At 65.3% G+C, this 25,324-nt stretch carries 23 protein-coding genes; 3 read left to right on the top strand and 20 right to left on the bottom strand.

The window, feature by feature from the left end:
- Nucleotides 1-15: 15 nt before the first annotated feature.
- The 5 genes from QZV93_RS00325 to yajC all read right to left on the bottom strand — a co-directional run bounded on the left by QZV93_RS00325 (nt 16) and on the right by yajC (nt 4,379).
- Nucleotides 16-879 carry a squalene/phytoene synthase family protein gene (locus tag QZV93_RS00325; protein ID WP_295555001.1) on the bottom strand — a complete coding sequence of 288 codons (864 nt, stop codon included), beginning with the start codon at nt 877-879 and terminating at the stop codon, nt 16-18.
- Between the two features lie 11 nt (nt 880-890).
- Nucleotides 891-1,265 (bottom strand): MTH938/NDUFAF3 family protein, encoded by a 375-nt coding sequence (locus QZV93_RS00320; protein WP_295555000.1) that lies wholly within the window; start codon nt 1,263-1,265, stop codon nt 891-893.
- 73 nt (nt 1,266-1,338) lie between these two features.
- Nucleotides 1,339-2,304 carry a protein translocase subunit SecF gene (secF, locus tag QZV93_RS00315; RefSeq protein ID WP_295554999.1) on the bottom strand — a complete coding sequence of 322 codons (966 nt, stop codon included), beginning with the start codon at nt 2,302-2,304 and terminating at the stop codon, nt 1,339-1,341.
- A 14-nt stretch (nt 2,305-2,318) separates the two neighbouring features.
- Nucleotides 2,319-3,953, bottom strand: coding sequence for a protein translocase subunit SecD (secD, locus tag QZV93_RS00310; protein ID WP_295554998.1), 1,635 nt, complete (start codon nt 3,951-3,953; stop codon nt 2,319-2,321).
- Between the two features lie 81 nt (nt 3,954-4,034).
- On the bottom strand, nt 4,035-4,379 hold the full coding sequence (gene yajC, locus QZV93_RS00305) for a preprotein translocase subunit YajC (RefSeq protein WP_295554997.1): 345 nt from the start codon (nt 4,377-4,379) through the stop codon (nt 4,035-4,037).
- Nucleotides 4,380-4,647: 268 nt separating this feature from the next.
- Between yajC and QZV93_RS00300 the strand changes: the two genes are divergently transcribed.
- On the top strand, nt 4,648-5,544 hold the full coding sequence (locus tag QZV93_RS00300) for an ATP-binding protein (protein ID WP_295554996.1): 897 nt from the start codon (nt 4,648-4,650) through the stop codon (nt 5,542-5,544).
- Nucleotides 5,545-5,669: 125 nt separating this feature from the next.
- Here the strand turns inward: QZV93_RS00300 and QZV93_RS00295 are convergent, their stop codons facing one another.
- From QZV93_RS00295 to QZV93_RS00235, 13 genes are all read right to left on the bottom strand, one after another.
- Nucleotides 5,670-7,223 carry a peptidoglycan DD-metalloendopeptidase family protein gene (locus tag QZV93_RS00295; protein ID WP_295554994.1) on the bottom strand — a complete coding sequence of 518 codons (1,554 nt, stop codon included), beginning with the start codon at nt 7,221-7,223 and terminating at the stop codon, nt 5,670-5,672.
- A gap of 465 nt (nt 7,224-7,688) precedes the next feature.
- Nucleotides 7,689-8,483, bottom strand: a complete 795-nt coding sequence (gene surE / locus QZV93_RS00290; protein ID WP_295554992.1) for a 5'/3'-nucleotidase SurE — start codon at nt 8,481-8,483, stop codon at nt 7,689-7,691.
- 5 nt (nt 8,484-8,488) lie between these two features.
- Nucleotides 8,489-9,772, bottom strand: coding sequence for a serine--tRNA ligase (serS, locus tag QZV93_RS00285; protein ID WP_295554990.1), 1,284 nt, complete (start codon nt 9,770-9,772; stop codon nt 8,489-8,491).
- 80 nt (nt 9,773-9,852) lie between these two features.
- The gene (gene tatC / locus QZV93_RS00280; RefSeq protein ID WP_295554989.1) at nt 9,853-10,668 is read right to left on the bottom strand and encodes a twin-arginine translocase subunit TatC; all 816 of its coding nucleotides are present in this window, start codon (nt 10,666-10,668) and stop codon (nt 9,853-9,855) included.
- On the bottom strand, nt 10,668-11,117 hold the full coding sequence (tatB, locus tag QZV93_RS00275) for a Sec-independent protein translocase protein TatB (RefSeq protein WP_295554988.1): 450 nt from the start codon (nt 11,115-11,117) through the stop codon (nt 10,668-10,670). The genes tatC and tatB overlap by 1 nt, the downstream gene beginning before the upstream one ends.
- Nucleotides 11,118-11,163: 46 nt before the next feature.
- Nucleotides 11,164-11,376: a twin-arginine translocase TatA/TatE family subunit gene (locus QZV93_RS00270; protein WP_295554986.1), complete on the bottom strand. Its 213-nt coding sequence runs from the start codon at nt 11,374-11,376 to the stop codon at nt 11,164-11,166.
- A 126-nt stretch (nt 11,377-11,502) separates the two neighbouring features.
- Nucleotides 11,503-12,660, bottom strand: coding sequence for an ABC transporter ATP-binding protein (locus tag QZV93_RS00265; RefSeq protein WP_295554985.1), 1,158 nt, complete (start codon nt 12,658-12,660; stop codon nt 11,503-11,505).
- Nucleotides 12,661-12,716: 56 nt separating this feature from the next.
- Complete coding sequence (gene scpB, locus QZV93_RS00260; protein WP_295554984.1) at nt 12,717-13,592, bottom strand: SMC-Scp complex subunit ScpB; 876 nt, start codon at nt 13,590-13,592, stop codon at nt 12,717-12,719.
- Nucleotides 13,593-13,678: 86 nt separating this feature from the next.
- Nucleotides 13,679-14,548 carry a ScpA family protein gene (locus QZV93_RS00255; protein WP_295554982.1) on the bottom strand — a complete coding sequence of 290 codons (870 nt, stop codon included), beginning with the start codon at nt 14,546-14,548 and terminating at the stop codon, nt 13,679-13,681.
- 61 nt (nt 14,549-14,609) lie between these two features.
- Entirely contained in the window at nt 14,610-15,641 is a 1,032-nt protein-coding gene (gene nagZ, locus QZV93_RS00250; protein ID WP_295554980.1) for a beta-N-acetylhexosaminidase, read from the bottom strand.
- Between the two features lie 114 nt (nt 15,642-15,755).
- The gene (locus QZV93_RS00245; RefSeq protein WP_295554978.1) at nt 15,756-17,405 is read right to left on the bottom strand and encodes an SPOR domain-containing protein; all 1,650 of its coding nucleotides are present in this window, start codon (nt 17,403-17,405) and stop codon (nt 15,756-15,758) included.
- 189 nt (nt 17,406-17,594) lie between these two features.
- Complete coding sequence (gene argS, locus QZV93_RS00240; RefSeq protein WP_295554976.1) at nt 17,595-19,409, bottom strand: arginine--tRNA ligase; 1,815 nt, start codon at nt 19,407-19,409, stop codon at nt 17,595-17,597.
- A gap of 93 nt (nt 19,410-19,502) precedes the next feature.
- Complete coding sequence (locus tag QZV93_RS00235; protein WP_295554975.1) at nt 19,503-20,738, bottom strand: deoxyguanosinetriphosphate triphosphohydrolase; 1,236 nt, start codon at nt 20,736-20,738, stop codon at nt 19,503-19,505.
- A gap of 139 nt (nt 20,739-20,877) precedes the next feature.
- Between QZV93_RS00235 and erpA the strand changes: the two genes are divergently transcribed.
- The gene (gene erpA, locus QZV93_RS00230) at nt 20,878-21,225 is read left to right on the top strand and encodes an iron-sulfur cluster insertion protein ErpA (protein WP_295554973.1); all 348 of its coding nucleotides are present in this window, start codon (nt 20,878-20,880) and stop codon (nt 21,223-21,225) included.
- Between the two features lie 37 nt (nt 21,226-21,262).
- Complete coding sequence (xth, locus tag QZV93_RS00225; RefSeq protein ID WP_295554971.1) at nt 21,263-22,042, top strand: exodeoxyribonuclease III; 780 nt, start codon at nt 21,263-21,265, stop codon at nt 22,040-22,042.
- A gap of 61 nt (nt 22,043-22,103) precedes the next feature.
- Here xth and QZV93_RS00220 read toward each other — a convergent pair whose 3' ends face one another.
- Complete coding sequence (locus tag QZV93_RS00220) at nt 22,104-23,108, bottom strand: tetratricopeptide repeat protein (protein ID WP_295554969.1); 1,005 nt, start codon at nt 23,106-23,108, stop codon at nt 22,104-22,106.
- 13 nt (nt 23,109-23,121) lie between these two features.
- Complete coding sequence (ilvD, locus tag QZV93_RS00215; protein ID WP_295554967.1) at nt 23,122-24,846, bottom strand: dihydroxy-acid dehydratase; 1,725 nt, start codon at nt 24,844-24,846, stop codon at nt 23,122-23,124.
- Nucleotides 24,847-25,324 lie beyond the last annotated feature (478 nt).

Here is a 25,324-nt window from a genome sequence, read left to right as displayed (position 1 = left end):
GCGCCGCCGGTCTGGCTAGATCCGGCCGCGCCAATGAGCGAACCACAGCCTCGCAATGCGCGAAAGCGGTGAAATATCCGCGACATCCGTTAGAACATCGCGCCCCGTCGCGACGATGGACCGCAAATAGGGCTGAACAAGGCACACCGGCAAAAATGCCGCAAAGTGCCCGGGTTTCAAGCCGCTCTGCCCGGCCCGGAATTCGCCGAGCGCCGCCGTGGCCTCGGAGGAGAGCCATGCGAGAAGCTCCCGTGTCGCTTCGCGCGCCTCCTGAGGCACCAGGCCACGCGGATCGCACGGCTTTCCGAGCGTGTCGGCCGGCAAAGGCAGGCGGCCATGCGCAAGCTGCTGAGGCAGCGTGAGCGCAAGCCGGGTCAAGCCCAGCGCACGGGCTGCTGGAGCGACCAGCCGCTCCGCGTCGCCTGTCTTGGCGGGATCGAGCACGGCCAGCGCCAGACGGATCGCGGCCCCCTCCGTCTCGTCGATGTAATCGCCAAGCTCGGCCGCATCTCGGATGCCGTCCTCGTAGAGCGCGCGCGAAAACCCTTCGAGCGGAGCTAGAAGCAGATCGGAGGCAAGCGACCGCCGCCGGCGAAGATCGATCAGCGCATCGGCCACCGGATTCCCGCTGGCTTCGGAGCTGGCGGCCAGCGCATCGCGCCACCACTGCAATCGGATTTCGCCGATCGAGGCGTCCTGAACGATGAGCGGAATGCGCGCCACCTCGCCGAGGTAGGCTCCCAGCACGACGAGGTCGTGACGCGCAGGCACCGGCGCAAGAAGAGCCGAAAGATAGCGATCCCGGTCATGCGTCCGTGCCGCCTCGAGCACCGGCTCCGCCGGCGGCCATGCGATGTCGAGCCCTTCGAGACCGCCCATGCCTCAAACCCTCACTCGACCGCGATCAGCGCCGCACCAAGCGATCGCCCTTCGGCGAGCAGCACATTGTAGGTTCTGGCCGCGGCACCCGTATCCATGAACTCGAGCCATAGCCCCGCCGCCTCGAACGCGGCACGGACATCGCGCGGCGGCGGCATCAGCGAACGCCCCGTGCCGAGAAAAAACAACGAAATCGTATCGCGAAGGCCGAGCACCTCGGCAAAAGCCGCCGGGTCGAGCCCTTCCATCGAGGCGACCGGCCACTCCCAAATCCCCGAGGGTAGGGACAGGATCGAGCCTCGATGGCTCATGCCCCCGAAACGGAAACCGCCGTTGCCGTAGGCCTCGATTGCGACCTGCCGCGGAAGATGGGCGCGTGCAGCCATGGAGCGGAGTCCGCTAGAGTGCTTCCGGAAAAGTGTGGTGCGGTTTTCCGATAAGAAGCACGACAAACAAAAACTAGGGCCGCGCCGACGCCCCCGCCGTGCCGGCCTTGGCGTTTTCTCCGCTCCAGTCCCGCTTGATCCCGAGATAGTCGATGACCGGCGCCGAGATGAAGATCGACGAATAGGTGCCGATCAGCACACCGAACAGCATCGCGAACGTGAAGTTCTTGATCACGTCCCCACCGAGAAAGAACAGCGCCAGCAGCACGGCGATCGTCGTCACGCCGGTCAGGATGGTGCGCGACAGCGTTTCGTTGATCGAGAGATTGAGCAGCTCCGTCAGCGGCATCTTCTTGTACTTGCGCAAGTTCTCGCGGATGCGGTCGGCCACCACGACCGAGTCGTTGACCGAGTAGCCGAGAATGGTGAGCAACGCCGCCACGATGGAGAGGTCGAACGCGAGCTGGAACAGCGAGAAGATGCCGGCCGTCACCAGCACGTCGTGAAAGAGCCCGAGCACCACGCCGGCCGAGAACTGCCACTCGAAGCGAAACCAGACGTACATGACGATGGCGACAATCGAGGCCAGCACGGCGATGAGACCGGTGATGCGCAACTCCGACGAGACGGCGGGGCCTACCACCTCGATACGACGCTGCTCGTACTCGCTCCCGAGCGTGCTCAGAACCTTGTTCGCAGCCACCTGCTGCGCCTCTTCCTCGCCCGGCTGTTGCTCGACGCGGATCAACACGTCGGCGTCCGTTCCGAAGCTCTGGATCTGCACCTCTCCGAGGCCGAGCCCATCGAGCTGCTCGCGCAGCTTGCCGATATCCGCCGAGCCCGACTTCGCACGCACCTCGATCAGCGAGCCGCCCTTGAAATCGACGCCGTAGTTGAACCCCTTGATCATGATCACGGCGAGCGACAGCGCCATCATGACGATGGAGAGGCCGACGCACAGGTTCTTGTACTTCATGAACGGCAGCATCGTGCCGTGCGGGAAGAAGTCGTGTCCCTTGAAGTCGGGCACAAGAAACATGGGGTGAACCTTCCTTAAATCGGAACAGCGATCGAGCGGCCTTTACCGGCCTTCGCATTCTTGAGCCACAGCGCCACGAGAAGACGTGTCACGGTCACGGCCGCAAACACCGACGTCAGAATGCCGAGCGTCAGCGTGACGGCGAAGCCGCGGATGGGGCCCGATCCAAGCCAGAACATGATGACCGCTGCCGCGAGCGTCGTGAGCTGGCTATCGATGATGGTGACGAACGCGCGCTGGAAGCCGTTCTCGATGGCAGCAATGGGCGTTCGCCCGCCGCGCAGCTCCTCGCGCATGCGCTCGTAGATGAGCACGTTGGCATCGACCGCCATGGCGATGGTGAGCACGAAGCCGGCGATGCCCGGCAGCGTCAGCGTCGTGCCGATCATCGACATCAGCGCCAGGACGAGAATGCCGTGCACGAAAAGGCCGAGCACCGCATAGACGCCGAACGTGCCGTACGCGTAGATGGTGAGAAGAATTGTCGCCCCGAGCCCGATCAGACCGGCGAGCTTGCCCGCCTCGATACTGTCCGCGCCGAGCGACGGACCGACCGTGCGCTCCTCCGCGATGGTGAGCTTCGTCGGCAGCGCGCCAGAGCGGAGCTGGATGGCGAGATTGTTGGCCGTCTCGACCGAGAAGTTACCCGAGATCTGCCCCGAGCCGCCGAGGATCGCCTCGTTGATGATCGGCGCCGAGATCACCTTGTCGTCGAGCAGGATGGCAAACGGCTTGTTGACGTGCGTCTTCGTGAAGTCGCCGAACTTGCGCGCACCCGACTGGTTGAACCGGAACGTGATGATTGGCGCATTCGTGCGGTGATCGAAAGCAGGCTGTGCGTCGACGAGGTCGTCGCCCTGCACGACCGGGTTCTCGAGCAGCACGTAGCCGCTCTGGAACGCGCGGTCGTCCTCGGAAGCGTCATAGACGCGATAGCCGGCCGGCGGACGCGTGCGCTTGGCCTCCTCGACGGAGATCGTCGGATGCACGTCGTGGAAGGTGAGCTTCGCCGTCTTGCCGATCAGCTCCTTGAGCTGCTTGGTGTCGGAGAGGCCGGGATACTGCACGAGGATGCGGTCACGGCCCTGCTGCACGACGGTCGATTCCGCCGTGCCCAACGCATTGACGCGCCGGTTGATGGTCTCGATCGACGCCGCAGCCGCGTGCCCCAGACGCTCCTGCAAACCGTAGTCCGTCGGCTTGATGAGGATCACACCCGGCTCGGTCCCGCGCTCCAGCTCGGAATCGTTGCGCGACGTTCCGAGGATGGCGTTTCCGATCGGATGCACGACCGTCTTCTTGAGCTCGGCAATGGCCTTGTCGGTGTCCTCCGGCTTCACCAGGCGAACCTGTACCCCGTCGCCCTGGATGCCGATGGCGGAGAAACCGATCTTGCCCTCGCGCAACGTCTTGCGTGCGTCCCCGGAGATGTTGTTGAGCCAGTCCTTGCGCAGCTCTTTCTCGTCGAGCGCGAGCAGGAGGTGCGCGCCACCCTGCAGATCGAGACCGAGCGGCATCTGCCGCTTCGGCAGGAAATCGGGCCAGGATGCGAGCGTCTCCTTGGAGACGAAATTCGGCAACGCGAAGAGAAAGCCGACGAAGATCGTGCTGATGATCGCGATGATCTTCCAACGCTCGAAATGCAGCATACCGGAGCGAACCCTCCCATGGACCGTTTCTTCGTGCGCACCGCGTGCCGCGCTTGCGGTCACGTCGTCCCGCGCACGGGATTACTTCGTGACGGTTGCGTCCTTCACCGGCTCGCTCTTCGAGCGCACGTCGAGAAGCGTGCTTTTGAGGACGCGGACCTTGAGCGTGTCCGAGAGATCGACATCGATCTCGTCCGAGTTTTCCGGCACGCGCGACACCTTGCCGATGAAGCCACCGGAGGTGACCACCGTATCCCCGCGACGTACCCGCTCGATCATCTCGCGATGCTGCTTCTGGCGCTGGTTCTGCGGCCGAATGACGAGGAAGTAAAAGATGAGCACCATGAGCAGCATGGGGATCAGAAGCCCGCTGAACGGGTCCGCCATCGGGCTGCTGGACTGGGCATAGGCCGAAGTGATGAACATGTGAGACTGGTCCTCGTCGGATCGTCAGATTGTCTGGACGAAAAGCGGCAGGGCCTGCAGGAGAACCGTCTCCGCAAGCCTCTCCGCCCAAGATCGGCCGCGACTATAGAGGCCGGAGCCCGCTTTGCAACCCTCGCCGGAGGGGCCGGAAACCCTGCCGACCGCACGGTCTGGCCCGGATGCGCCGGCTCGCGTTATAGAGGCTCAGAACCTGCCATCCCTAAGGATTCGGCAGTCATCTGCCTGAAATCAGGGGCAAACCGACACAATGACCCACGACCCCGACCTTGCTGCCCGTCTCGACCGCATCGCCGCCGCCCTGGAGCGGCTGGCACCGCCGCCCCCGGCCCCCGCACGGTTCGACACGGCGGACGCCTTCGTCTGGCACGCGAGCGATTTGAGCTTCCAGCCCGTCCCGGCGGTGAACCGCGTCCCGCGGGCCCTGCTCAAGGGGATCGACGGCTCGGCCCGCCAGCTCCTCGACAACACGCGCCGCTTTGCCAAAGGCCTGCCCGCCAACAACGCGTTGCTGTGGGGCGCTCGCGGCATGGGCAAATCGAGCCTCGTCAAGGCCGTCCACGCCGAGGTCGGGGCGGAATTGGCAAAGGCGGCCAAGAAGGGGGCAGACGGCCTCAAGCTCGTGGAGATCCATCGCGAGGACATCGCCACGCTGCCTGCCGCCCTCAACGCACTGCGCACCGCCCCGCACCGCTTCATCGTTTTCTGCGACGACCTTTCCTTCGACTACGACGACACCAGCTACAAATCGCTCAAGGCCGTGCTCGAAGGTGGCATCGAGGGCCGCCCTGCCAACGTGCTCTTCTACGCCACCTCGAACCGCCGTCACCTGATGCCGCGCGACATGGTCGATAACGAGCGCTCGACCGCCATCAATCCGTCGGAGGCGGTCGAGGAAAAGGTTTCGCTGTCGGATCGCTTCGGTCTCTGGCTCGGCTTCCACAACTGCAGCCAGGATGACTACTTCGCCATGGTTGAAGGCTACGCCGCGCATTTCGGGCTCGATATCCCGCGCGACGAGCTGATCCGCGAGGCGCTCGAATGGAGCATGACGCGCGGCGGACGCTCGGGCCGCGTCGCCTGGCAATTCACACAAGATCTGGCGGGCCGCCTCGGCAAGACGCTGGAAGGCGACAGTCGGCAGTAGGCGCGCCGCAGCCGAAAAACAAAGGGGCGCAGCTTCCGCCACGCCCCGCCGACCGCAACTCGAAATGATATCGCCACGTCTCGGCCGGGCCAGACCCGGCCATCCAGGCCCACACTTGATCGGGACTACAGCCGCTCCATGAACGGCGACGGATCGACCGGCTTCTGGCCCTGGCGCAGCTCGAAATGCACCTGCGGCTGATCCACCTGACCGGTGCGCCCGGCCTTGGCAATCACCTGCCCGCGCTTGATCTGATCGCCGCGCTTCACCAGGATCTCATCTGCATGCGCGTAGGCGGTCACCCAGCCGTTGTCGTGACGCACGAGCACGAGGTTGCCGTAGCCCTTGAGCTCGTCACCCGCGTAAGCCACAACGCCGTTCTCGGCCGCATGCACGTCGGTCCCCATCGGCACGGCGAGATTGACGCCGTCGTTGTGCGTTCCGTCGGGACGCGGCCCGAAGCCGGTGATCACCTTTCCGGACACCGGCCAGCGCAACTTGGAGAAGCCCGCAACCGACGTCGAGTTTTGCGTCGACGACGGCGACACCGCATCGCTCGCGGAGTTCGTCTCCGCCTTGGCCACGCGCTCCGGTCCGCCCGGTCCGGCCAATCCCGTGCCGTTTAGCATCGTCGGCGTCTGCGGCGTGGAGGGAGCAGCCTGCGCGGACGGCTGCTCGCCGAGCCTTACGACGCCGCGATCGGGCGCCGGGGTCTGTTCGGGAGCAGCGGTAACGGCAGGAGCCGAGGTCTGCGGTGCAGGAACCGGAGAGGCATCCGCCACCTGCTGATGCGCCTCGCCCGGAAGCTTCAGCACCGTGCCGGGCTTCACTTTGCGCGAGTCCGCGATGCCGTTGTGGCGCTCGAGTTCGGCCAGCTTCACGCCGTTCTGGCGCGCGATGCTGTACATCGAGTCACCCGGACGCACGGTATAGCTGCGGTTCCAGTCGGACGGCGTATCCGCGCTGTGATGAGACGGCGCCGATTGAGCGACGGTGTCATGGCTTTCGCGCGGCGGACGCGCCGTCTCCGTCGCGTAGCGAGGCCGCGAGCCGGACGGCAGATGCAGTTGCTGCCCCGGCTGCAGGTTGTTCGAGGCAAGGCCGTTCGCGGACTTGAGGTCGTTGACCGAAACGCCATGCTGGCGCGAGAGCGAATAGAGTGTATCGCCGGGACGAACCTGGATGGTCTCGCCACCCGCGGCACCGCCGCGCGAGGCAATCGGCGGCACGGTGCCGGACGCCGAGGACGCGCCAGCGTTTCCATATTGCGAGCCGTCATACGACGGCGACGAGCCGCCCTGAGAAGCGCCGTACTGCGGCGCGCGCCGAGCGCTGCCATAGGACGGAGCGGCATTGTATCCTTGCGCGCCGGTATAGCTCTGCTGACCCGACGGGCTGTAGGCATCGCCGCCGCCATAGGACGGGGCTTGCTGCGGATGGATGGCCGCCGTGGTCATCCCTTCCTGCGGCGTGGGCGGCAACTGCGAGCGCGACACCTCGCTCGTACGGTACGCCGGGCGATCGTAGCCGGCGGAGCCGTAGTTGGACGAAGCCGAGCGCCCCGTCGTGCCACTGGATGAGTTTTCCGATTGCGCGCGCGCGCCGTCCGAATAGCCGAGGTCGAACCTGGAAATGTCGGCGCTGCAGCCCGCCAGTGCAGCCGATGATACGAGGACCACAGCGAATTTCGTGGCCTCGGCGCGGGGAAATAGAGGACATTTACGCAAGGAACTTAACATGCCACTCACCCTGAATACCCACCTTGAGGTAACCCTTAACGAGTTAAGAGAACCTTAACGGAGCATGAATCCCTTTTTCGCTCGTGGGATTCGCAAGGTTGGCAGCCCGGCCGCAGCCAAGAGTTTCGGATCCCGCACGCTTCTCACGTACGCTCCGATTGTGCTGCGATGACGGAGAAATCTCGGCTTCTTGACGGCCATGTCAGCGTCGGCGCTATCACTCTCTGTGTCATCCTCGGGCTCGTCCCAAGGATCCAAGCCGCCAAGCGGATAAACCCGCGACAGAGAGCGAACGCCGGCCTCGCGGAACCTGGATCCTAGGCACAAGGCCTAGGATGACATGGGAAGACGGCACGCACGCACAACCGGCCGCCTCTCGAGAACGCCGAAGCAGTGCCGACAGAGTCAGCCCGCGTCCTTGAGCCGCTTCGTACCATCGAGCGTCAACACGCCCGACAGCGCCTCGCGCGTGACGTCGTGCGTGAGGTTGAGATGCAGCGGCGTCACCGAGATCATGCCGTCCATTATGGCGCGCAGATCAGTACCCTGCGGCGGGTCGGCTCGCCGGCGCTCGAAGCCCACCCAGAAATAGGGATCGCCCCACGTGTCGGCCCGCTCCTGGATATGCAGTCCGCCCTGGTCCCGGCGCCCCTGACGCGTCGCCACGATGCCCTTGACGTCACCCGGCGCCAGATCCGGATAGTTGACGTTCATGAGCGTCATCGCCGGCCAGTCGGAGCCAAGCAGCTGCTCGACGATGCGCGGCCCGTACTCGAGCGGCGTCTTCCAATGCTGCTTGCCTTCGGGATCGAAACCGATGGTGAGGCTCATGGCGATGGAGCGAATGCCGAGCAGCGTGCCCTCCATGGCACCCGCAATGGTGCCCGAGTAGGTCACGTCCTCGGCAAGGTTCGAGCCGTGGTTGACGCCCGACAGCACGAGATCCGGCGCCTTGTCCTTGAGCACCTGCTTGACGCCCATGATGACGCAATCGGCCGGAGTGCCCCTGACGGCGAACGCGCGCTCGCCGATCTCGCGATAGCGCAGCGGCACTTGCAGCGTCAGCGCATGCGAGGCACCGCTCTGGTTCATCTCCGGCGCCACGATCCACACGTCGTCGGAGAGCGACTTGGCGATCTGGTGCAGCACGGAGAGCCCGTGCGCCCCCGCCCCATCGTCGTTCGTCACCAGAATCCGCATCTCGGCTAACCAGCTTTCTCGATCTTCGTCAGACCGCCCATGTAGGGCTGCAAGGCCTCCGGAATTATGACGGATCCGTCGGCCTGTTGATAGTTTTCGAGCACGGCGACCAGCGTCCGCCCGACCGCCAGGCCCGACCCGTTCAGGGTATGCACGTAACGTAGGTCTTTTGCGCCCTTGGGGCGATACCGCGCGCCCATGCGCCGCGCCTGGAAATCGCCGCAGACGGAGCACGACGAGATCTCGCGATAGGCGTCCTGCCCCGGCAGCCATACCTCGATATCGTAGGTCTTCTGCGACGCGAAGCCCATGTCGCCCGTGCAGAGCAGCATGGTGCGGTAGGGAAGCGCGAGGCGTTTCAGGATCTCCTCCGCGCAGCCCGTCATGCGCTCGTGCTCGGCCAAGCTCTCTTCCGGCGTCGTGATCGACACCAGCTCGACCTTGGAGAACTGGTGCTGGCGGATCATGCCGCGCGTATCGCGGCCGGCCGCACCGGCTTCCGAGCGGAAGCACGGCGTCCACGCCGTCATGCGCATCGGCAGCTGCACTTCGTCCAGGATGCTCTCACGCACGACGTTCGTCAGCGAGACTTCTGCGGTGGGAATGAGCCAATAGCCGTTCGTGGTTTGAAACAGGTCCTCGGCGAACTTCGGCAGGTTGCCGGTGCCATAAGCCGCCTCGTCACGCACCAGCAGCGGCGGGTTCATCTCCGTATAGCCGAACGTTCCGGTGTGCAGGTCGAGCATGAAGCTCGCGATCGCCCGCTCCAGCCGCGCGATCGCCCCCTTGAGAAACACGAAGCGCGCGCCCGAAACCTTGCCCGCCGTCTCGAAGTCCATGAACCCGAGACCTTCCCCGATCTCGAAATGCTGCTTCGGCGCGAAATCGAATTTGCGCGGCGTGCCCACGCGCCGCACTTCTTTGTTAGCCTTCTCGTCCGCACCGACCGGCACATCCTCGCGCGGCAGGTTGGGGATCACGGCCAGCGCATCGGTCAGCGCCTTGTCGTGCTGCCGTTCCTCCTCCTCGCCGCCCTGGATGACCTCTTTGAGCTCGGCCACCTCCGCCATCAGCTTCGACGCCAGCGCCTCGTCCTTGGCCCCCTTCGCCTTGCCGATCTCCTTCGAGGCCGCATTGCGCCGCGTCTGCGCATCCTGCAGGCGCGTCTTGGTCGCGCGCAGCGCTTCGTCCAGCTCCTTGAGCTTGGCCGACACCGGCTCGAGCCCGCGGCTCTTCAAACCGGCGTCGAAAGCCTCGGCGTTGTCTCTGATCCACTTGATGTCAAACACGGGGGCAAGTCCTCGGCGGGAGAGCTGAAAGTTGCCTGTCCTATAAGGCGCGCCGCGGCGCTGGTCCAGACAAGCCCTGCTTAGGTCGCCTCAGCATCCCGCGCCGCCTCGGCCGCGGCCTGCTTTTTCTCGACCCAGGCCACGGCGAATATCGACAGCTCGTAGAGCAGCACCGTCGGCAGCGCCATGATGATCATGCTGAGGGCATCCGGCGGCGTCAGCACCGCAGCCACGGCAAAGATGCCGACGATGGCGAACCGCCGTCCGCTGCGCAGCGTGTTGGACGTCACGATACCGGCTCGCGCCAGCAGCGTCAGGACGACCGGAAGCTGGAAGCAGAGCCCGAACCCGAAAATCAGCGTCATGATCAGCGACAGATACTCGGAGACCTTCGGCATCAGCTCGATGGTCGCCGGGCCGTCCGCGCTCGCCGACGCCGCGAGACCGATCGAGAACTTGATCAGCACGGGCATGGCGACGAAGTACACCACCGCCGCCCCGAGCACGAAGAACACCGGCGTCGCGACGAGATACGGCAGGAAGGCGCGCCGCTCGTTTTTGTAGAGCCCCGGCGCCACGAATTTATAGATCTGCACCGCGACGACCGGAAACGACAGGAACGCCGCGCCGAACATGGCGAGCTTCAGCTGCGTGAAGATCTGCTCGAGAAAATGCGTCGCGATGAGCCGCACGTGATTGCTGCCGGACGCCCACACGTAGGGCCACACCAGGATGTCGTAGATGTGCCGCGCAATCGTGAAGCACAGAATGAAAGTGACGAAGAACGCCATCGCAGCGTAGATAAGCCGCTGGCGCAGCTCGATCAGATGATCGAGCAGGGGCGCCTTCGAGGCGTCGATGTCGTCTTGTCCGGGGCGCGGCAGGCTTTCCTGCATCAGACTGGCCCCGCCGTGGTGGGTTTGAGTGTGGGTTTGAGGATCGTCTTCTCGCCGTCCGCGTCTCCGGCAGCGCCGTCATCCGGCTTCTCTGCCGCGACCGCCGTCTCCTCGGGAGCGGGATCCGCGCTGTCATTCCCCAACGCCTTCGCGGGCACGGGTTTCACGTCGGTCTCGACGGCCGTCTTGACGCCCTCGACGGAACGCGTCACCTCGTCGAGTGAGGACTTCACGCCCTCGCTCACCGCGCGCACCTCTTTCTGGAGCTCTTCCATCTCCGCTTCGCGCATGGCCTGCTCGAACACGGCGCGGAACTCGTTGGCCTGACGGCGGATGACACCCGCATAGCGCCCGAGCGTGCCGAGAAAGCGCGGCAACTCCTTCGGCCCCACGAAGATCAGCGTGACGAGGCCGAGGATGAGAAGCTCGCTCCAACTGACGTCGAACATCGGAACGTCCAAAAATCAAAAGCGCCAAGCGCACGGCGCGCTGACGTCAGCCCGCCTTGGACTTGTCGCGTTCAGCAGCCGACACCGTGTTGTCGATCACCTTGGGATCGGCGGTCGGCGTCTCGTCCTCGCTGAGCCCCTTCTTGAAGCTCTTGATGCCCTTGGCGACATCGCCCATCAGGTCGGAGATCTTGTTCCGCCCGAACAACAGCACCACGATCACCAGAAGAAGCAGCAGATGGGTCGCACTCAACCCCATGAAAAGGCCTCCTTCTCGGCCTGAAGCGCTTCGCGCGAGATACTCAATTTGGGCGCACTATCGCAGAAACGCCCCCCTGCCGCAAGCGCGGGCAGACCTCCGACTTAGGTATTACCGATTTGAAATTCAAGGTATTTTGTCATCACCCGAGGGGAAGACGAGCGCCTCGGCGAGATCCACGCGCACCCTCACCTCCCGTCCCTTGGCGAGCGGCTCTCCTGCGGCTGTGCGCACATTTAACGGCGCGTCGAACCCTTCCGCAGCCACCTCGTAGCGCACCGCGTCACCGAGGAATTTCGCCGACAGAATGCGCCCCCTGAGCCCGGCCTCGTCCTTGCCGTTCCCGTTGGCGGCCAGAAGACCGATGCCGCGCTCGCGGAGACAGAGCGTGGCGAGAGACCCGTTCGCGATCCCCGGCGCCGCGAGCGAGCCGATCGGCGTCGCCACCTGCCCGCCTTGAACGCGAACCTGGACCTCGTTGATCTCCGAGAACAGCCGCGCCACGAACAGCGCCGCGGGACGGTTGTAGAGATCCTCCGCGCGCCCCGTCTGCACCAGCCGGCCGGACCGCATGACGGCAATGCGATCACCGAGCCGCATGGCCTCCTCCGGATGATGCGTCACGATCATGGAGGTCGCCCGCGTCTCCTGGATGAGGCCCAGCGTCTCCTCCTGCATGGCATCGCGAAGCTGCACGTCGAGCCCCGAGAACGGCTCGTCCATCAGCATCACGGCCGGACGCGGGACGATGGCGCGTGCCAGCGCCACGCGCTGCTGCTGGCCTCCCGACAGGATATGCGGGTACTGCTCCGCATAGCGCTCGAGCCCGACCCGCGAAAGCATCCGCAACGCCTCGCGCCGCGCCTCTTCACGCGGCAGTCCTTTGAGGCCGAAGGCCACATTCTCGATGATGGAGAGATGCGGAAACAGCGCGAAATCCTGGAACATCAGGCCGACGCCGCGATCCTCCGGCTGCACAAAACGATCGGGCCCTGCGACTTCGCGATCGTTGATCAGGATCCGCCCGCCGCTGGGTCGCTCGATGCCCGCCGCAAGGCGAAGCAGCGTCGTCTTCCCGCAACCGGAGGGACCGAGCAGGCACACGACTTCGCCCGGCGCAATCTCGAGCGAAAACGCGGAGACCGCCGGCCGCTCGTCGTAAAGTTTGTCGACCGCATCGAAGGTGAGCTTCGCGGCAAACGTCGCACCCGCCCGCGCGCGTCCCCCGTGCGCCGGGGCACCGGCAGCGTCAGTCCTGCTGGATTTGCCGAAAAACCAAGTCACCACGCGCATCCGCCGTCCGAAAGGTTCGGACCGTGGTAGCACAAAAGTTGACGATCCTAGTCTGGCTTAGACTCGTCGTCGCCTTCCGGCAAGCCTCGACCGGAATCAGCCTCAACGCCCTCGTCGTCCTCGACGTCCGAGGTCTCGTCCGCGTCCTCATCGGTAGCCTGCTCGTCCTCGGCCGTATCCTCGAGCGGCAGCTCGTCCGGCATCAGGGACGCGGCAATGGACGGGTCCGGCACCGTGAACCCAGGCGGCAGATGGCCGTCGAGAAGACCCTGCGCCTTGAGGTCGGCGAGGCCCGGCAGATCCTTCACGGTGTCGAGACCGAAATGCGCGAGGAAGCTGTCGGTGGTGCCGTAGGTCAGCGGCTTGCCCGGCGCGCGCCGGCGGCCCCGCGGACGGATCCAGCCCGCCTCCATCAGGATGTCGAGCGTACCGGCCGACGTCGTGACGCCGCGGATCTCCTCGATCTCGGCTCGCGTCACGGGCTGATGATAGGCAACGATGGACAGCGTTTCGAGAGCCGCGCGAGAAAGCCTCCGCTCCTCGACCGCATGCCGCTCGAGCAGATAGCCGAGATCCTCGGCCGTGCGGAACACCCACTTTCCGGCGATGCGCACGAGGTTCACGCCGCGCGCCGAATAAAGCTCGCCGATGTCCTTCAGGATGTCGGCGATGTTGCTGCCGTGACGGAGATGCCCCGCGAGCCAAACCTCGTCGAGCGCCGTCGGCGAGGCAAACAGCAAGGCCTCGACGATACGCAGATCTTCGAGCCGGTCCTCGGCGCACGGCGTCAGCCCGGCGTCTGCGGCATCGACCTCCGACATCGCGCGTGCGAGCTCGCGCGCCTCCTCAGCCTCGGGGGCATCGAGCAGGGCGTCATCCTCGACACCGTCGCGTGTCACCACTCTGAGCTTCGGCGGAACCATGTCGCCATCCCTGTTTCAGATCGCCTTGCTGGAAGCCTCGAGCCCCAGCGCGACCGCATATGCCGTGATACGGAACTCCGGGGCGTTTACGCGCCCGACGCCTGAGGTCCGTTGACAACCACTTCCAGCCGCTGCCACTCCGCACCGTCCTCGCGCCGCCGCATGTAGATGGGCGAGAACGGCTCATCCTGCCGGAGCTCGATCACCCCCTCGCGCGCCATCTCGAGCGTCGCGCCGAAGGAGCTTGCAACAACCGTCTTTTCTTCCTCTGCTCCGCCGAGATAGCTCCGCAGGCATTGATCAAGCTCGACCCAATCTCCGATGGCCTGCCCGACGAGATTTTCGAGCTTCGAGCGGGCTTGCTTGATGGACCACACGCGACGCGCCTTGACCACGTGCGTCACCTTCACGGTGCGCCGCCTGAGTTCGGAGTAGGCCTTGAGCAGATCGTAGATCTCCGCCGTCCAGCGAACCTCGCTCACGGTTTCGATCCGCTCCGGCATGCCGCGCTGGAAAACGTCGCGTCCGAGACGCTTGCGCGTCATGAGTTCGCCGATGGCGCGCCGCATGGCATCGAGCCGCATGAGCCGGAACGCCAGTTTCTGCGCCATCTCATCGGCCGACGGCTCGTCTCCGGCCTCCTTCTCGCGCGGCAGGATGAGACGTGACTTGAGGAACGTCAGCCACGCCGCCATGACGAGATAGTCGGCCGCGATCTCGATCTTGAGCCGCTGCGCCTCGGCGATGTAGGCGAGGTATTGATCGACCAGACTCAGGATGGAGATCTTGGCGATGTCCACCTTGTGCGTACGCGCCAGCGCCAGCAACAGGTCGAGCGGCCCCTCGAAGCCGGCCACGTCGACGATCAGGGCTTCCGACGCTGCCGGCGCAAGATCGCGGTCCGGCGCTTCCCAGCCCGGCTCCCCGTCGGCAACGTGTCCCGTATCCTCGATCATCGGTCCCGGCTGGTCAGCGGCACACAAGGTCCCTGTGCGCCGACGTCATATGAACGCCAGACTACACTGATTCAGCATGCCGTCTGCCGCTTCCGAGCACCAGCGCCAGCTGTGTTTCCGCCTTGACGGAATCATAAGGTTCGTGCCGGTCCAGGACCGCCAGGGCCGCGTGGAATCGCCGCAGGGCCGCCCCGGACAGCTCCGGCGATGCCGCCGCCACCTCTTCCATCTCGGCGAGCACCCCGTTGCAATGCAGCGCCAGATCCGAGCCCGCATCCAGCACCGCGCGCGTCCGGTCGGCGAAGCTGCCCGTCAGCGCCTTCATGCTGAGATCGTCGCTCATGAGCAGACCGTCGAAGCCGATCTCGCCGCGAATGACGTCCTGCGTCACCCGCCGCGACGTGCTGGCGGGCTGTGCTTCATCGAGCGCCGTGAACACCACGTGCGCGGTCATGGCGACCGGCATATCCCGGAGCGGCTTGAAGGCGGCGAAGTCGCTCGCCGAAAGCACGGCGTGTGATTCCGTCACCACCGGCAGCTCGAGGTGGCTGTCCGCACCCGCACGGCCATGCCCCGGAATATGCTTGATGACGGGAAGCACGCCACCCGCCATGAAACCTTCAGCCACGGCGCGCGCCAGCGCAGCCACCTGCGCGGGCTCGCGCCCGTAGGCGCGGTCACCGATCACGTCGTGTGCGCCGGGCACCGGTACGTCCACGACGGGCGCGCAATCTGTGTTGATTCCGAGCGCGCGCAGATCGTCGGCGAGCAGCCGCGCGGCATGGAACGCCGCTTCGGTCGCTTGCCCGGGATCTGCCGCATAGAGCGTTGCATAGGCTTGAGCGGCGGGAAGCGCACGCCCGAGTGGAGGCCTGAGCCTCTGCACGCGCCCACCCTCCTGATCGATCAGCACAAGAAAATCGCCGCCGCCGACCGCATCCCGAACATCACCGATCAGGCGCTTGATCTGCTCGTGACTGATGCAATTGCGAGAGAAAAGGATGAGCCCTGCCGGACGCGCCGAGCGGAACAAAGCGGCTTCCGCGGCCGAAAGCACGTCGCCCGCAACACCGCTGATGAAGGCATTGGCCATCTAGTGTCCCGATTCCGAAGTTCGCCGGCGCTCGCAGCCCGGTCCAAGCGCATAAAACTCGCTCGGAACCGCGCAGCTTGATGGGGCGAATATCGCGATCATCACACGAGCGGATCAGTACGCCGTGACCCAGCAGCCGCTGTAGCCCTGCGCCTTGAGCTGCGTGCAGACCGAGCTCGCGGAATCGCGCGATCCCGGGGGCCCCACCAGGAGCCGGTGGTAGGTCCCCTTCTCGCCGAGGTTGGCCTCCTGCACGTCAGGCGTCTTGTTCTGCAGGATGGAAGTGTACTTCTGCTGCATGTCCGCGAACTGCTTCAAGGCATCGATGCGGCTGCTACCCGATGCCGGCACCGAGGCCAGCACCGCGACATAACCGGCGCCGGTCGGCTTCGGCCCCGTCGCAGCCGGAGCAGCGACCGGCGTCGCCGCAGCGACTTTCTCTTTCTTCGGCGGCGCCTCGGCCTTGGCAGCGGGTTGCTCGTCGATAGCCGCCGTCTCGGTCGGCTTCGCGGCGGACGATTTCTTGGGCGGAGCGACCACGACCGGACCGCTGGAATCAGCCGACGCGACCATCTTCACAGGGGGCGATTGCGCCGCATGCTGATCGCCGGTAGCGCGCATCGGCGGAGGCCCACCAAGACCATCGATCACCGTGAGTCCAGGAACGGCAACAACCGCGCGCGTTTCCTCTTCAGGCTGCGCAGCCGGCGCCTGGATGGATCCGTCACGCCCGACCGTGACCACTGGAACCTTGCGAACACCCGCCGGATCCGTGCTGCTGTCGGTGCCGCCCTCGGAGAGGCGCCCCATCAACTTGCTGTCGGCATGGGCGAACTGTTTGCCGCCGGGCTCCGACGGTTTGACTTTGGACGGGCCCGATGCGCTCTTCACCAGCGGAGCGTCCTTCCCGTCACCCGGGCCCATGATGCTCGAGTAGGCGACGACCAGGCCACCACCCAGAAGCACGGTGCAGGCCGCGAGCCCGACGATCTTCTTCCAGCCGCCGCGCCGGGGTTCATCCTCGTAATGGGCGTCGTCCTCGGCATAGCTCTGATCGAACGACCCGTGCTGCGGATGCTGGCCGTTCTGATAGCCGCCGGCCGGACCGAGCGCGGGCTCGAGCTGCGGCTCGCCGTAGTGATCCGTCCCCCACTGGCCCTGCGCGGGATTCTGGTAGCCGTGGCCACCGTAGTCGCGCGTGTCGAGCGACGGGCTGCCCCATTGGTCTGCGGACGGGCTGCCGTGGCCGTTGGAATTCGGTGTGACCCCGTAGCCGGAGCCGTAAGCAGATTGCGGCGCCGGTGCGGAAGGCGTGCCGAAGCCGCCCCCATTCGCGCCGTATGCATGTGTCTGCGGAGCGGTGCCATAAGGCGAGGGCGCGTGCGCAGCGTACGGGTCGCTCTGGGCTCCGTAGGCCGGCGCGGGTGAAGGCGCGGGAGCGCGCGTGCCATAGCTCGGCTGCGGCTGCGGAGCCGTATAGCCGGCGAGACCATAGGGATCCGGCGCCGGGGCCGGCTGTTGCTGACCGTACCCATAGCCGTCCGGCCTCAGCGCGGCATAGGGATCTGCCTGATGATTGCCGGCTTGGGGATCGGCGGGATACCCCGAAGGATCCGCATAGTGAGGCGCCGGCGGGCGTCCCGCAGTCCGCGGCCAGCCGGGTTGCTCATACTGCGGTGCCTGGCCCGGTTGCGCCGGCGCGGCAGGACGGCCCTGGGTATTCGGGGCCTGATTGTGCGGCAGAGGATTGCTATACCGTGTCATCTCTCGGAACCCCTCGTCGCACCCCCCGCGGGTTGCGATCTCGGCACCAGGCCAGTCTTCACGCAACTGACCATTCGGCGGGACATTAGCCTTGACGAAAAAACTCGCCAAAACAATTCGCTTACCCCACAAGCCGCAAGGCAGTCTTCGACGAACGATGCGCCCCGTCAAAGCCCTCGAATCAGGACTCTAGCGCATTGCCTCCGGCGCACCGACACCGAGCACCGTAAGGCCTGAGGATAACACTTGCTGCAGTGACGCCACGAGCGCACACCGAGCAGCCGTTATCGCTCGATCGTCGGCCTGGATAACGCGCAATTGTGGCAAATCATTGCCTCGCGTCCAATGGCCGTGAAAAGCGGAAGCCAAATCATAGAGATAGAAGGCGAGCCGATGCGGCTCATGGGCGCGGGCCGCGCCCTCGATCAGGGCCGGAAAGAAGGCCGCCTTTTTGATCAGATCGAGCTCACCCGCATCCGTCAGGAGCGCCAGGTCGGCGCTGACCGTCCCGTCGCGCACGAACTCGAGATCCGCGAAAGCCTCGCGTGCATTGCGCAACACCGACGCGGCCCGTGCGTGAGCGTACTGAACGTAGAATACCGGGTTGTCCTTCGACTGCTCCGTGACCTTGGCAAAGTCGAAGTCCAGCGGCTCGAGCTCCTTGCGATAGAGCATCATGAAGCGCACGGGATCGCCCCCCACCTCGTCCACCACGTCGCGCAGCGTCACGAACGTGCCCGCACGTTTCGACATTTTGTACGGCTCGCCGTTTTTGAACAGCTTCACAAGGTTCACGACCTTGATGTCGAGATCCGCCGTGCCGCCCGTCGTATGCCAGTGCTTGAGCTTGCCCTTTGCATCGCGTTCGACCTGGCCGTCCGTGAACGCCGCGATCGTCGCCAACATGCGCGGGATGTAGCCGATGTGATCGGCTCCGAAGACATTGATCAGGTGGCGAAAGCCGCGCTGGAGCTTGTCGTAGTGGTAGGCCACGTCGCCGGCGAAGTATGTGTAGGTGCCGTCGGATTTCATGAGCGCCCGGTCGGCCTCGTCGCCATACTCCGTCGATCGGAACAGCGTTTGCTCCCGGTCCTCCCACTCCTCGTCGTCGTGCCCCTTGGGCTTTTCGAGCCGTCCCTCGAAGATGAGCCCCCGCTTGCGAAGCTCCGCGACCGCAGCCTGCACCTTGTCGGTCCCGCCGCGCGTCAGCGACGCCTCCGAGAAGAACACGTCATGCCTGATGTTCAAGGCAGCCAGATCATCCCGGATCATGGGCATGATCTGATCGATGGCGAAGCTGCGCACCAGCGGCAGCCACCGCTCCTCCGGCATATTGATGAGCGCGGCGCCGTGCTCCTTTGCGAGCGCTGCGCCGACCGGCTTCAGATAGTCGCCAGGATAAAGCCCGGCTGGGATCTCGCCGATGTCTTCGCCCAGCGCCTCGCGATAGCGCAGGAACACCGAGCGCGCGAGCACATCCACCTGCCCGCCCGCATCGTTGATGTAGTACTCGCGCGTTACGTCGTAGCCCGCAAACGCCAGGAGATTGGCAAGCGCATCGCCGAACACCGCGCCCCGGCAATGCCCGACGTGCATCGGCCCGGTCGGATTGGCCGACACATACTCGACGTTCGTACGTTCGCCCGCACCCGTGCCGGACGCGCCGAACTTCGGACCCTGGGCGAGGATTGCGCCCACTACGTCGTGCCAGAAGCCGTCGCGCATGCGCAGATTGAGAAAGCCCGGCCCCGCGACCTCCGCCGAAGCGACATCGGGATCGGTTTTGAGAGAAGACGAGAGCGCCTCCGCGATATCGCGCGGCTTCATCTTGGCGGCCTTGGCCAGCACCATGGCGGCGTTGCAGGCGAGGTCGCCATGCGAAGAATCGCGCGGCTGCTCGACGGCGACGGCGCCGAAATCGAGGTCCTCCGGCAGCATACCTTTCGCTTGCAGCCCCTTGAGCGCAGCAAGAACCCTGGCTTCCACCTCCGCGAACACATTCATGAAATTGCGCCCTGATCTGATCGTTGCCGCGCGACCATCTGAAGGTCGCGCGTCTGTCGCCTCGCCCGCGCGGGCAAAAAAGCATCGGCCCGGCTATCGCAATTCCGGCTTGCCGTCAAACAGGAGGCGGTGCTGATCGATGGCGTAGCGGTCTGTCATGCCGGCCACGAAATCCGCGATCACGCGCGCGCGCCCCCGCTGGCGAAGCCCGTCCTGAGCCGCACGCCACGCATCCGGCAGCACCCCGGGGTCGGCGAGATAGCGCGCAAACAGCCGCCCGATGACCGCCTCCGCCTCTTCCATCACGTCCATCACCTTGCGGCTTCGGTACACGCGCTCCATCAGGAACGCCTTGAGTGACGCGAGATCCCGCGTCATGCGCGGCGAAAAGGCGACGACCGCATCCCCCGTCGCACGGATGTCGTCGGGAGAACCAGGCTTGAGCGCCGCGAGCCGGATCCGGCTCTCCCCTACGACGTCCTGGATCAGCACCGTGATCATGCGCCGCGTCACCTCGTAAGTGAGCCGGCCGCGCACACCCGGGCTTTCCGCAATGGGCAGCGCCGCAACGATGGCGCCCGCGAGCGGCGCACCCCGCAAGTCGTCGAGAGTGAGCAGCCCCGCGCGCAGGCCGTCGTCGATGTCGTGGCTCACGTACGCGATGTCGTCCGCAAGAGCCGCCGCTTGCGCTTCCCCTGACGCCCAGCGCGCCGGCTCGAGGCTCCGCCAGTCTTCGAGCGCGCGGATCACCTTGCGAACCGGCGCGTGATCCTCGCCCACGATGGGCCCGTTGTGTTTGGCGAGCCCTTCGAGCGTCTCCCAGGTGAGGTTCAAACCGTCGAACGCCAGATACTTCCGCTCCAGCGCCATCACGACGCGCAGGCTCTGTGCGTTGTGATCGAAACCGCCGAACCCGCTCATGAGCCTGTCGAGCGCCCGCTCCCCCGCATGCCCGAACGGCGGATGCCCGAGATCGTGCGCGAGCGCGAGCGCCTCGGCCAGATCCTCGTCGAGCCGCAGTTGACGCGACATGGTGCGCGCGATCTGCGCCACCTCCAGGCTGTGCGTGAGCCGTGTACGATAGTGATCGCCCTCGTGGTAGACGAACACCTGCGTCTTGTGGATCAGGCGGCGGAACGCAGTCGAATGCAGGATGCGATCGCGATCCCGCTGAAACGGGCTGCGCGTCGGACAGTCGGGCTCGGCGAACCGCCGCCCCCGCGACGGCACTGCGCTCGCGGCATAGGGCGCCGGTGCGCGCTCGCCCGGCTCGAGTTCGCCGCCATATGCCGATTCACAGTCCGCTATGCCCTGCTTCGCCTTGCTCATACTGCTCGAAAGCCATTCCTGGAGGGGTCGGCCGCACGCCATTTGACTTGAACCAGCCGATTACTATCTTCGTATCAGATTTTGCTGACGCCGGGCGACCGCCGCAACCGGCACGCAAAGCCGCCTTCGAGGATGGTTCATGACTGAAACTCTGTCCCAGACCGCTGCCGTCACTCTGACCGATCGCGCCGCGCGGCGGATCGAGGAGATCGTGGCCGGCGAGCCGCAGGGCACCATGCTGCGCATTTCCGTCGAGGGCGGCGGCTGCTCGGGCTTCCAGTACAAGTTCGATCTCGTGGGCGAAACCGCAGGCGACGACCTCGTGATCGGCAACGGCGGCGCCAAGGTGCTGATTGATCCCATCTCGGTCGAGTATCTCACCGGCTCCGAAATCGATTTTGTCGACGACCTGATCGGTGCCTCCTTCAAGATCCAGAATCCGAACGCCACCGCCTCCTGCGGCTGCGGCACCAGCTTCTCGCTATGAACCCCTGGCGCCGTCCTTCCTGCCTGCTGCCCATCGCATGAAAATCACCACCTGGAACATCAACGGTATCCGCGCCCGCATCGAAGGCGCGCTCGCCTACGTGCGCGAGACCAAGCCCGACGTACTGTGCTTCCAGGAGATCAAGACTGTCGACGAGGGCTTTCCGACCGAGGCATTCACTGAGCTCGGCTACAATGTCGCCACCCACGGCCAGAAAGGCTTCAACGGCGTGGCGCTGCTTTCGCTGCATCCGCTCGAAGACATAGCGCGCGGATTGCCGGGCGACGAATCCGACGCGCAGGCGCGCTACATCGAGGCAACCGTCGCCGACGGCCGCACCGCGTTCCGCGTCGCATCGATCTACCTGCCGAACGGCAATCCGCTCGGAAGCGAGAAATTCCCTTACAAGCTCGGCTGGATGGCGCGTCTCGAGGCCCATGCCCGCGCGCTGCTCGCATCAGAACTGCCGGTGGTCCTCGGCGGGGACTTCAACGTCATCCCGGAGCCGCGCGATGCCAAGCGCCCCGAAGCCTGGCGCGGCGACGCACTGTTTCAACCCGAGAGCCGCTCCGCGTTCCGCGCCCTCGAAAACCTTGGCTACCTCGACGCCGTGCGCGCCTGCCACCCCGGACCAGGGCATTACACGTTTTGGGACTACCAGGCCGGCGCCTGGCAGAAGGACGACGGCATCCGCATCGACTTCCAGCTCCTCTCCCCGCAGGCCGCCGATCGGCTCTCATCCGCCGGCATCGACAAATTCACGCGCAGCTGGGAGAAGCCCTCCGACCACGCGCCCGTCTGGACCATCCTGACCTGATCCGGAAAGCAAAAAGGCGGACCTTTCGGCCCGCCCTTCGATGCATCGAAATTGCGCGGTCTCAGCGTGCCTCCACCGGAGCCGCCGGCGAAACCGGCTGTGCGGGAGCCGCCGGCCCAGGCACGTTGATGTCCCGCAATTTTGCCGGACCGCCCATCGTCCCATACTCGAACGTACGCACGGCCGGCAGCCGCTGGGCCGATGCCTCGGCCTGCGTCTGGATCATATCGACCGGCTCGCCGTTCTTGCAGGTTCGGACCGGAGTTGCGGCAAGCTGGGGCAGCCCACTGCGGTCGTAGGACGCCGCAGGCTTGCGCCCATAGCGGTTGCCCCACTGCGCCACGATGCCGGTCGCCTGCTTGCGCGTGCCTTCGGCCGCGCCGCAGAAGATGTTCTGGTAGATGTCGTCGATCCACATCGCATCCTGCGGCGAAGCGTTGTCGACAGCGACCGCGATGAGGGCCAGCGCGCGGGCCGGATCCGGCTCCACGTGCTTGCCCCGCCAGAGCAGGTCGGCGAAGAACGCCTGCGCGCCCGCATGGCCGTTCTGGCTCAACACCGACAGCCAGTGGCGGCCGAGCGGCACGTTCGTCTCGACGCCCTCGCCCTTGAGCTGCAGCTTGGCGAGCTCGAACTGGGCGTCTTCGTCGTTGAACGTGGTCGATGCGTTCTTGAGATAGAACACGGCCCGCTCGGCGTCCGGGGCGAGCCCGATCTCCGGCAGCCCGCGCAGCACATAGCCCGCGAGCGCCGTCAGCGCCTTGCCGACGTATTGTGCGCGCGGATCGTCGGGATCGGCATCGAGATGGTCGTCGGCGATCTTCTCGAACAGCGCGTAGGCCTTTGCGTGATCCGTGTAGGGCCCGGTGCTGTCCTGATAGATCTTGGCGAGATAGTAGCTCGCCATGAACTCCCCGCGATCCGCCGCGAACTGCAGCGCCGGCATGGCCAGCTCGTAGTAGCCGCCCTGGTATGCGCTGACGCCTTGACGCAGCGCCTCGCGCGCCGAGGTGAACGATGTCGATTGCGCGACAGCCGCGAACGGCACGCACGCGATGAATATCAATCCGAGTATCAGCCTAGATGTCCGCATAGCAAACAACTTCCGCCTTCCCGCCTGCGTGGGTGACGGCGCCATACCGGGCCGGCCCCACTTGATCTGCAAATTTTCTAATCGCCCCGCTCTGATAAGCATTTGGCGGGGCTTTCCACGCTTTACGCCGCCGCTCGAGCTCGGCCGGCTCGACCTCAAGGTCGAGCGTGCCTTTCTCGGCGTCGATATCGATGATGTCGCCGTCCTTGATGAGGCCGATCGGGCCGCCGACCGCGGCTTCCGGCCCCACGTGACCGATGCAAAGACCACGCGTCGCGCCGGAGAACCGGCCGTCGGTGATGAGCGCGACCTTGTCGCCGGCGCCCTGACCGTAGAGCGCCGCCGTCGTCGCCAGCATCTCGCGCATGCCGGGCCCGCCCTTCGGACCCTCGTAGCGGATGACGAACACTTCGCCGTCCTTGTAGTCACGCGCCTCGACGGCCCGGAAAGCGTCTTCCTCGCAATCAAAGCAGCGCGCCGGACCGCGGAACTTCATGGTCTTGAGACCGGCAACCTTGACGATGGCACCATCCGGCGCCAGCGTGCCCTTGAGGCCGGTGACGCCGCCCGTCGGGCTGATCGGATTGGAAACCGGAAGAATGACCTTCTGCTCCGTGTTGAAGGTCACGGAGGCGAGGTTCTCGGCCATGGTCTTGCCGGTGACCGTCAGGCAATCGCCGTGCAGCACACCACCTTCGAGCAGCGCCTTCAGGATCTGCGGCACGCCGCCGATCTCGAACACGTCCTTGGCCACGTACTTTCCGCCTGGCTTGAGGTCGGCGATGTACGGCGTGCGCTTGAAGATCTCGGCCACGTCGAACAGGTCGAAATCGATGCCGCACTCGTTCGCCATGGCCGGCAAATGCAGGGCGCCGTTGGTCGAGCCGCCGGTCGCGGCAACGACGATCGCAGCGTTCTCGAAGGCCTTGCGCGTGCAGATGTCACGCGGCCGGATGCCTTGCGCGATGAGGCGCATGACAGCCTTGCCGCTCTCGGCTGCGTATTCGTCGCGGCTCTGATACGGCGCGGGTGCGCCAGCCGAGCCCGGCAGTGCCAGCCCGATCGCTTCCGAGACGCAGGCCATCGTATTGGCAGTAAACTGGCCGCCGCACGCACCCGCACTCGGGCACGCGACGCACTCGAGCTCATGCAGCTCGTCGTTGGTCATGCGCCCGGCCGAATGCATGCCGACGCCTTCGAAGACGTCCTGCACCGTCACGTCGTGACCTTTGTAGCGACCCGGTAGGATCGACCCGCCGTACATGAAGACCGACGGCACGTTGAGGCGCAGCATCGCCATCATGGTGCCGGGCAGGCTCTTGTCGCAGCCCGCAATGCCGACCATCGCATCGTAGCTGTGGCCACGCATCGTGAGTTCGATGGAGTCCGCGATCACTTCGCGGGAGACGAGCGACGACTTCATGCCCTGGTGTCCCATGGCGATGCCGTCGGTCACGGAAATGGTGCAGAACTCGCGCGGCGTGCCGCCGCCGTCCTTTACGCCGGCCTTGGCCGACTGCGCCTGGCGCTGCAGCGCGATGTTGCAGGGCGCGGATTCGTTCCAGCAGGAGACAACGCCGACGAACGGGCGATGAATCTCTTCTTCGGTGAGCCCCATGGCATAGTAATAGGACCGGTGAGGCGCGCGCGACGGCCCCTCCGTGACATGCCGGCTCGGCAGCTTTCTTTTGTCGAACGTCTTCGCGTCCATTAACTCACGTCCAATCGCTCTATGACTTCCTGACAAGGGCGCCGCACGTGGTGTGTGCGAAGCCCCCGGTCAAGAGCGGGCGTATGTCTCTTCGATAAGGCCGCATCGGCAAAATGGATCTGCGGACGCCAATACACGCGATCCGCCCATTCCGAACCTGAAGCCCCCGCAAGCTTCCGGTGTCCATGAACCTTTCGTCGCTCTCATTTGTGGCCCAAACGAGGCATATCGGCCCGGATTGCGTGTCGATCAGGCAACATCCCTAACTCAGCCCCCCGTTTTTTAGGAGTATTCGACCAGCGTGGCCTTGGGATCACAGTTCGAGCAGCGGCCGGAAAACCATCCCTTCGGCATCCCGCCTCTGCGATGCTACCTAAGCACCCGATCCCGGCCGATCGTGGGCTCGACTGGGGCCGCCTAAAGACAAATCCGCGGAAGATTGGGGCAACATTGCCGCAACTGGTGAGTGCAGCAGCTG

The organism is uncultured Hyphomicrobium sp., from assembly GCF_902826555.1.
In the GTDB taxonomy this organism is placed as follows: Bacteria; Pseudomonadota; Alphaproteobacteria; order Rhizobiales; family Hyphomicrobiaceae; genus Hyphomicrobium_C.
The sequence above is the reverse complement of the archived record's forward strand: the minus strand, read 5'-3'. Positions and strand labels throughout refer to the sequence as shown.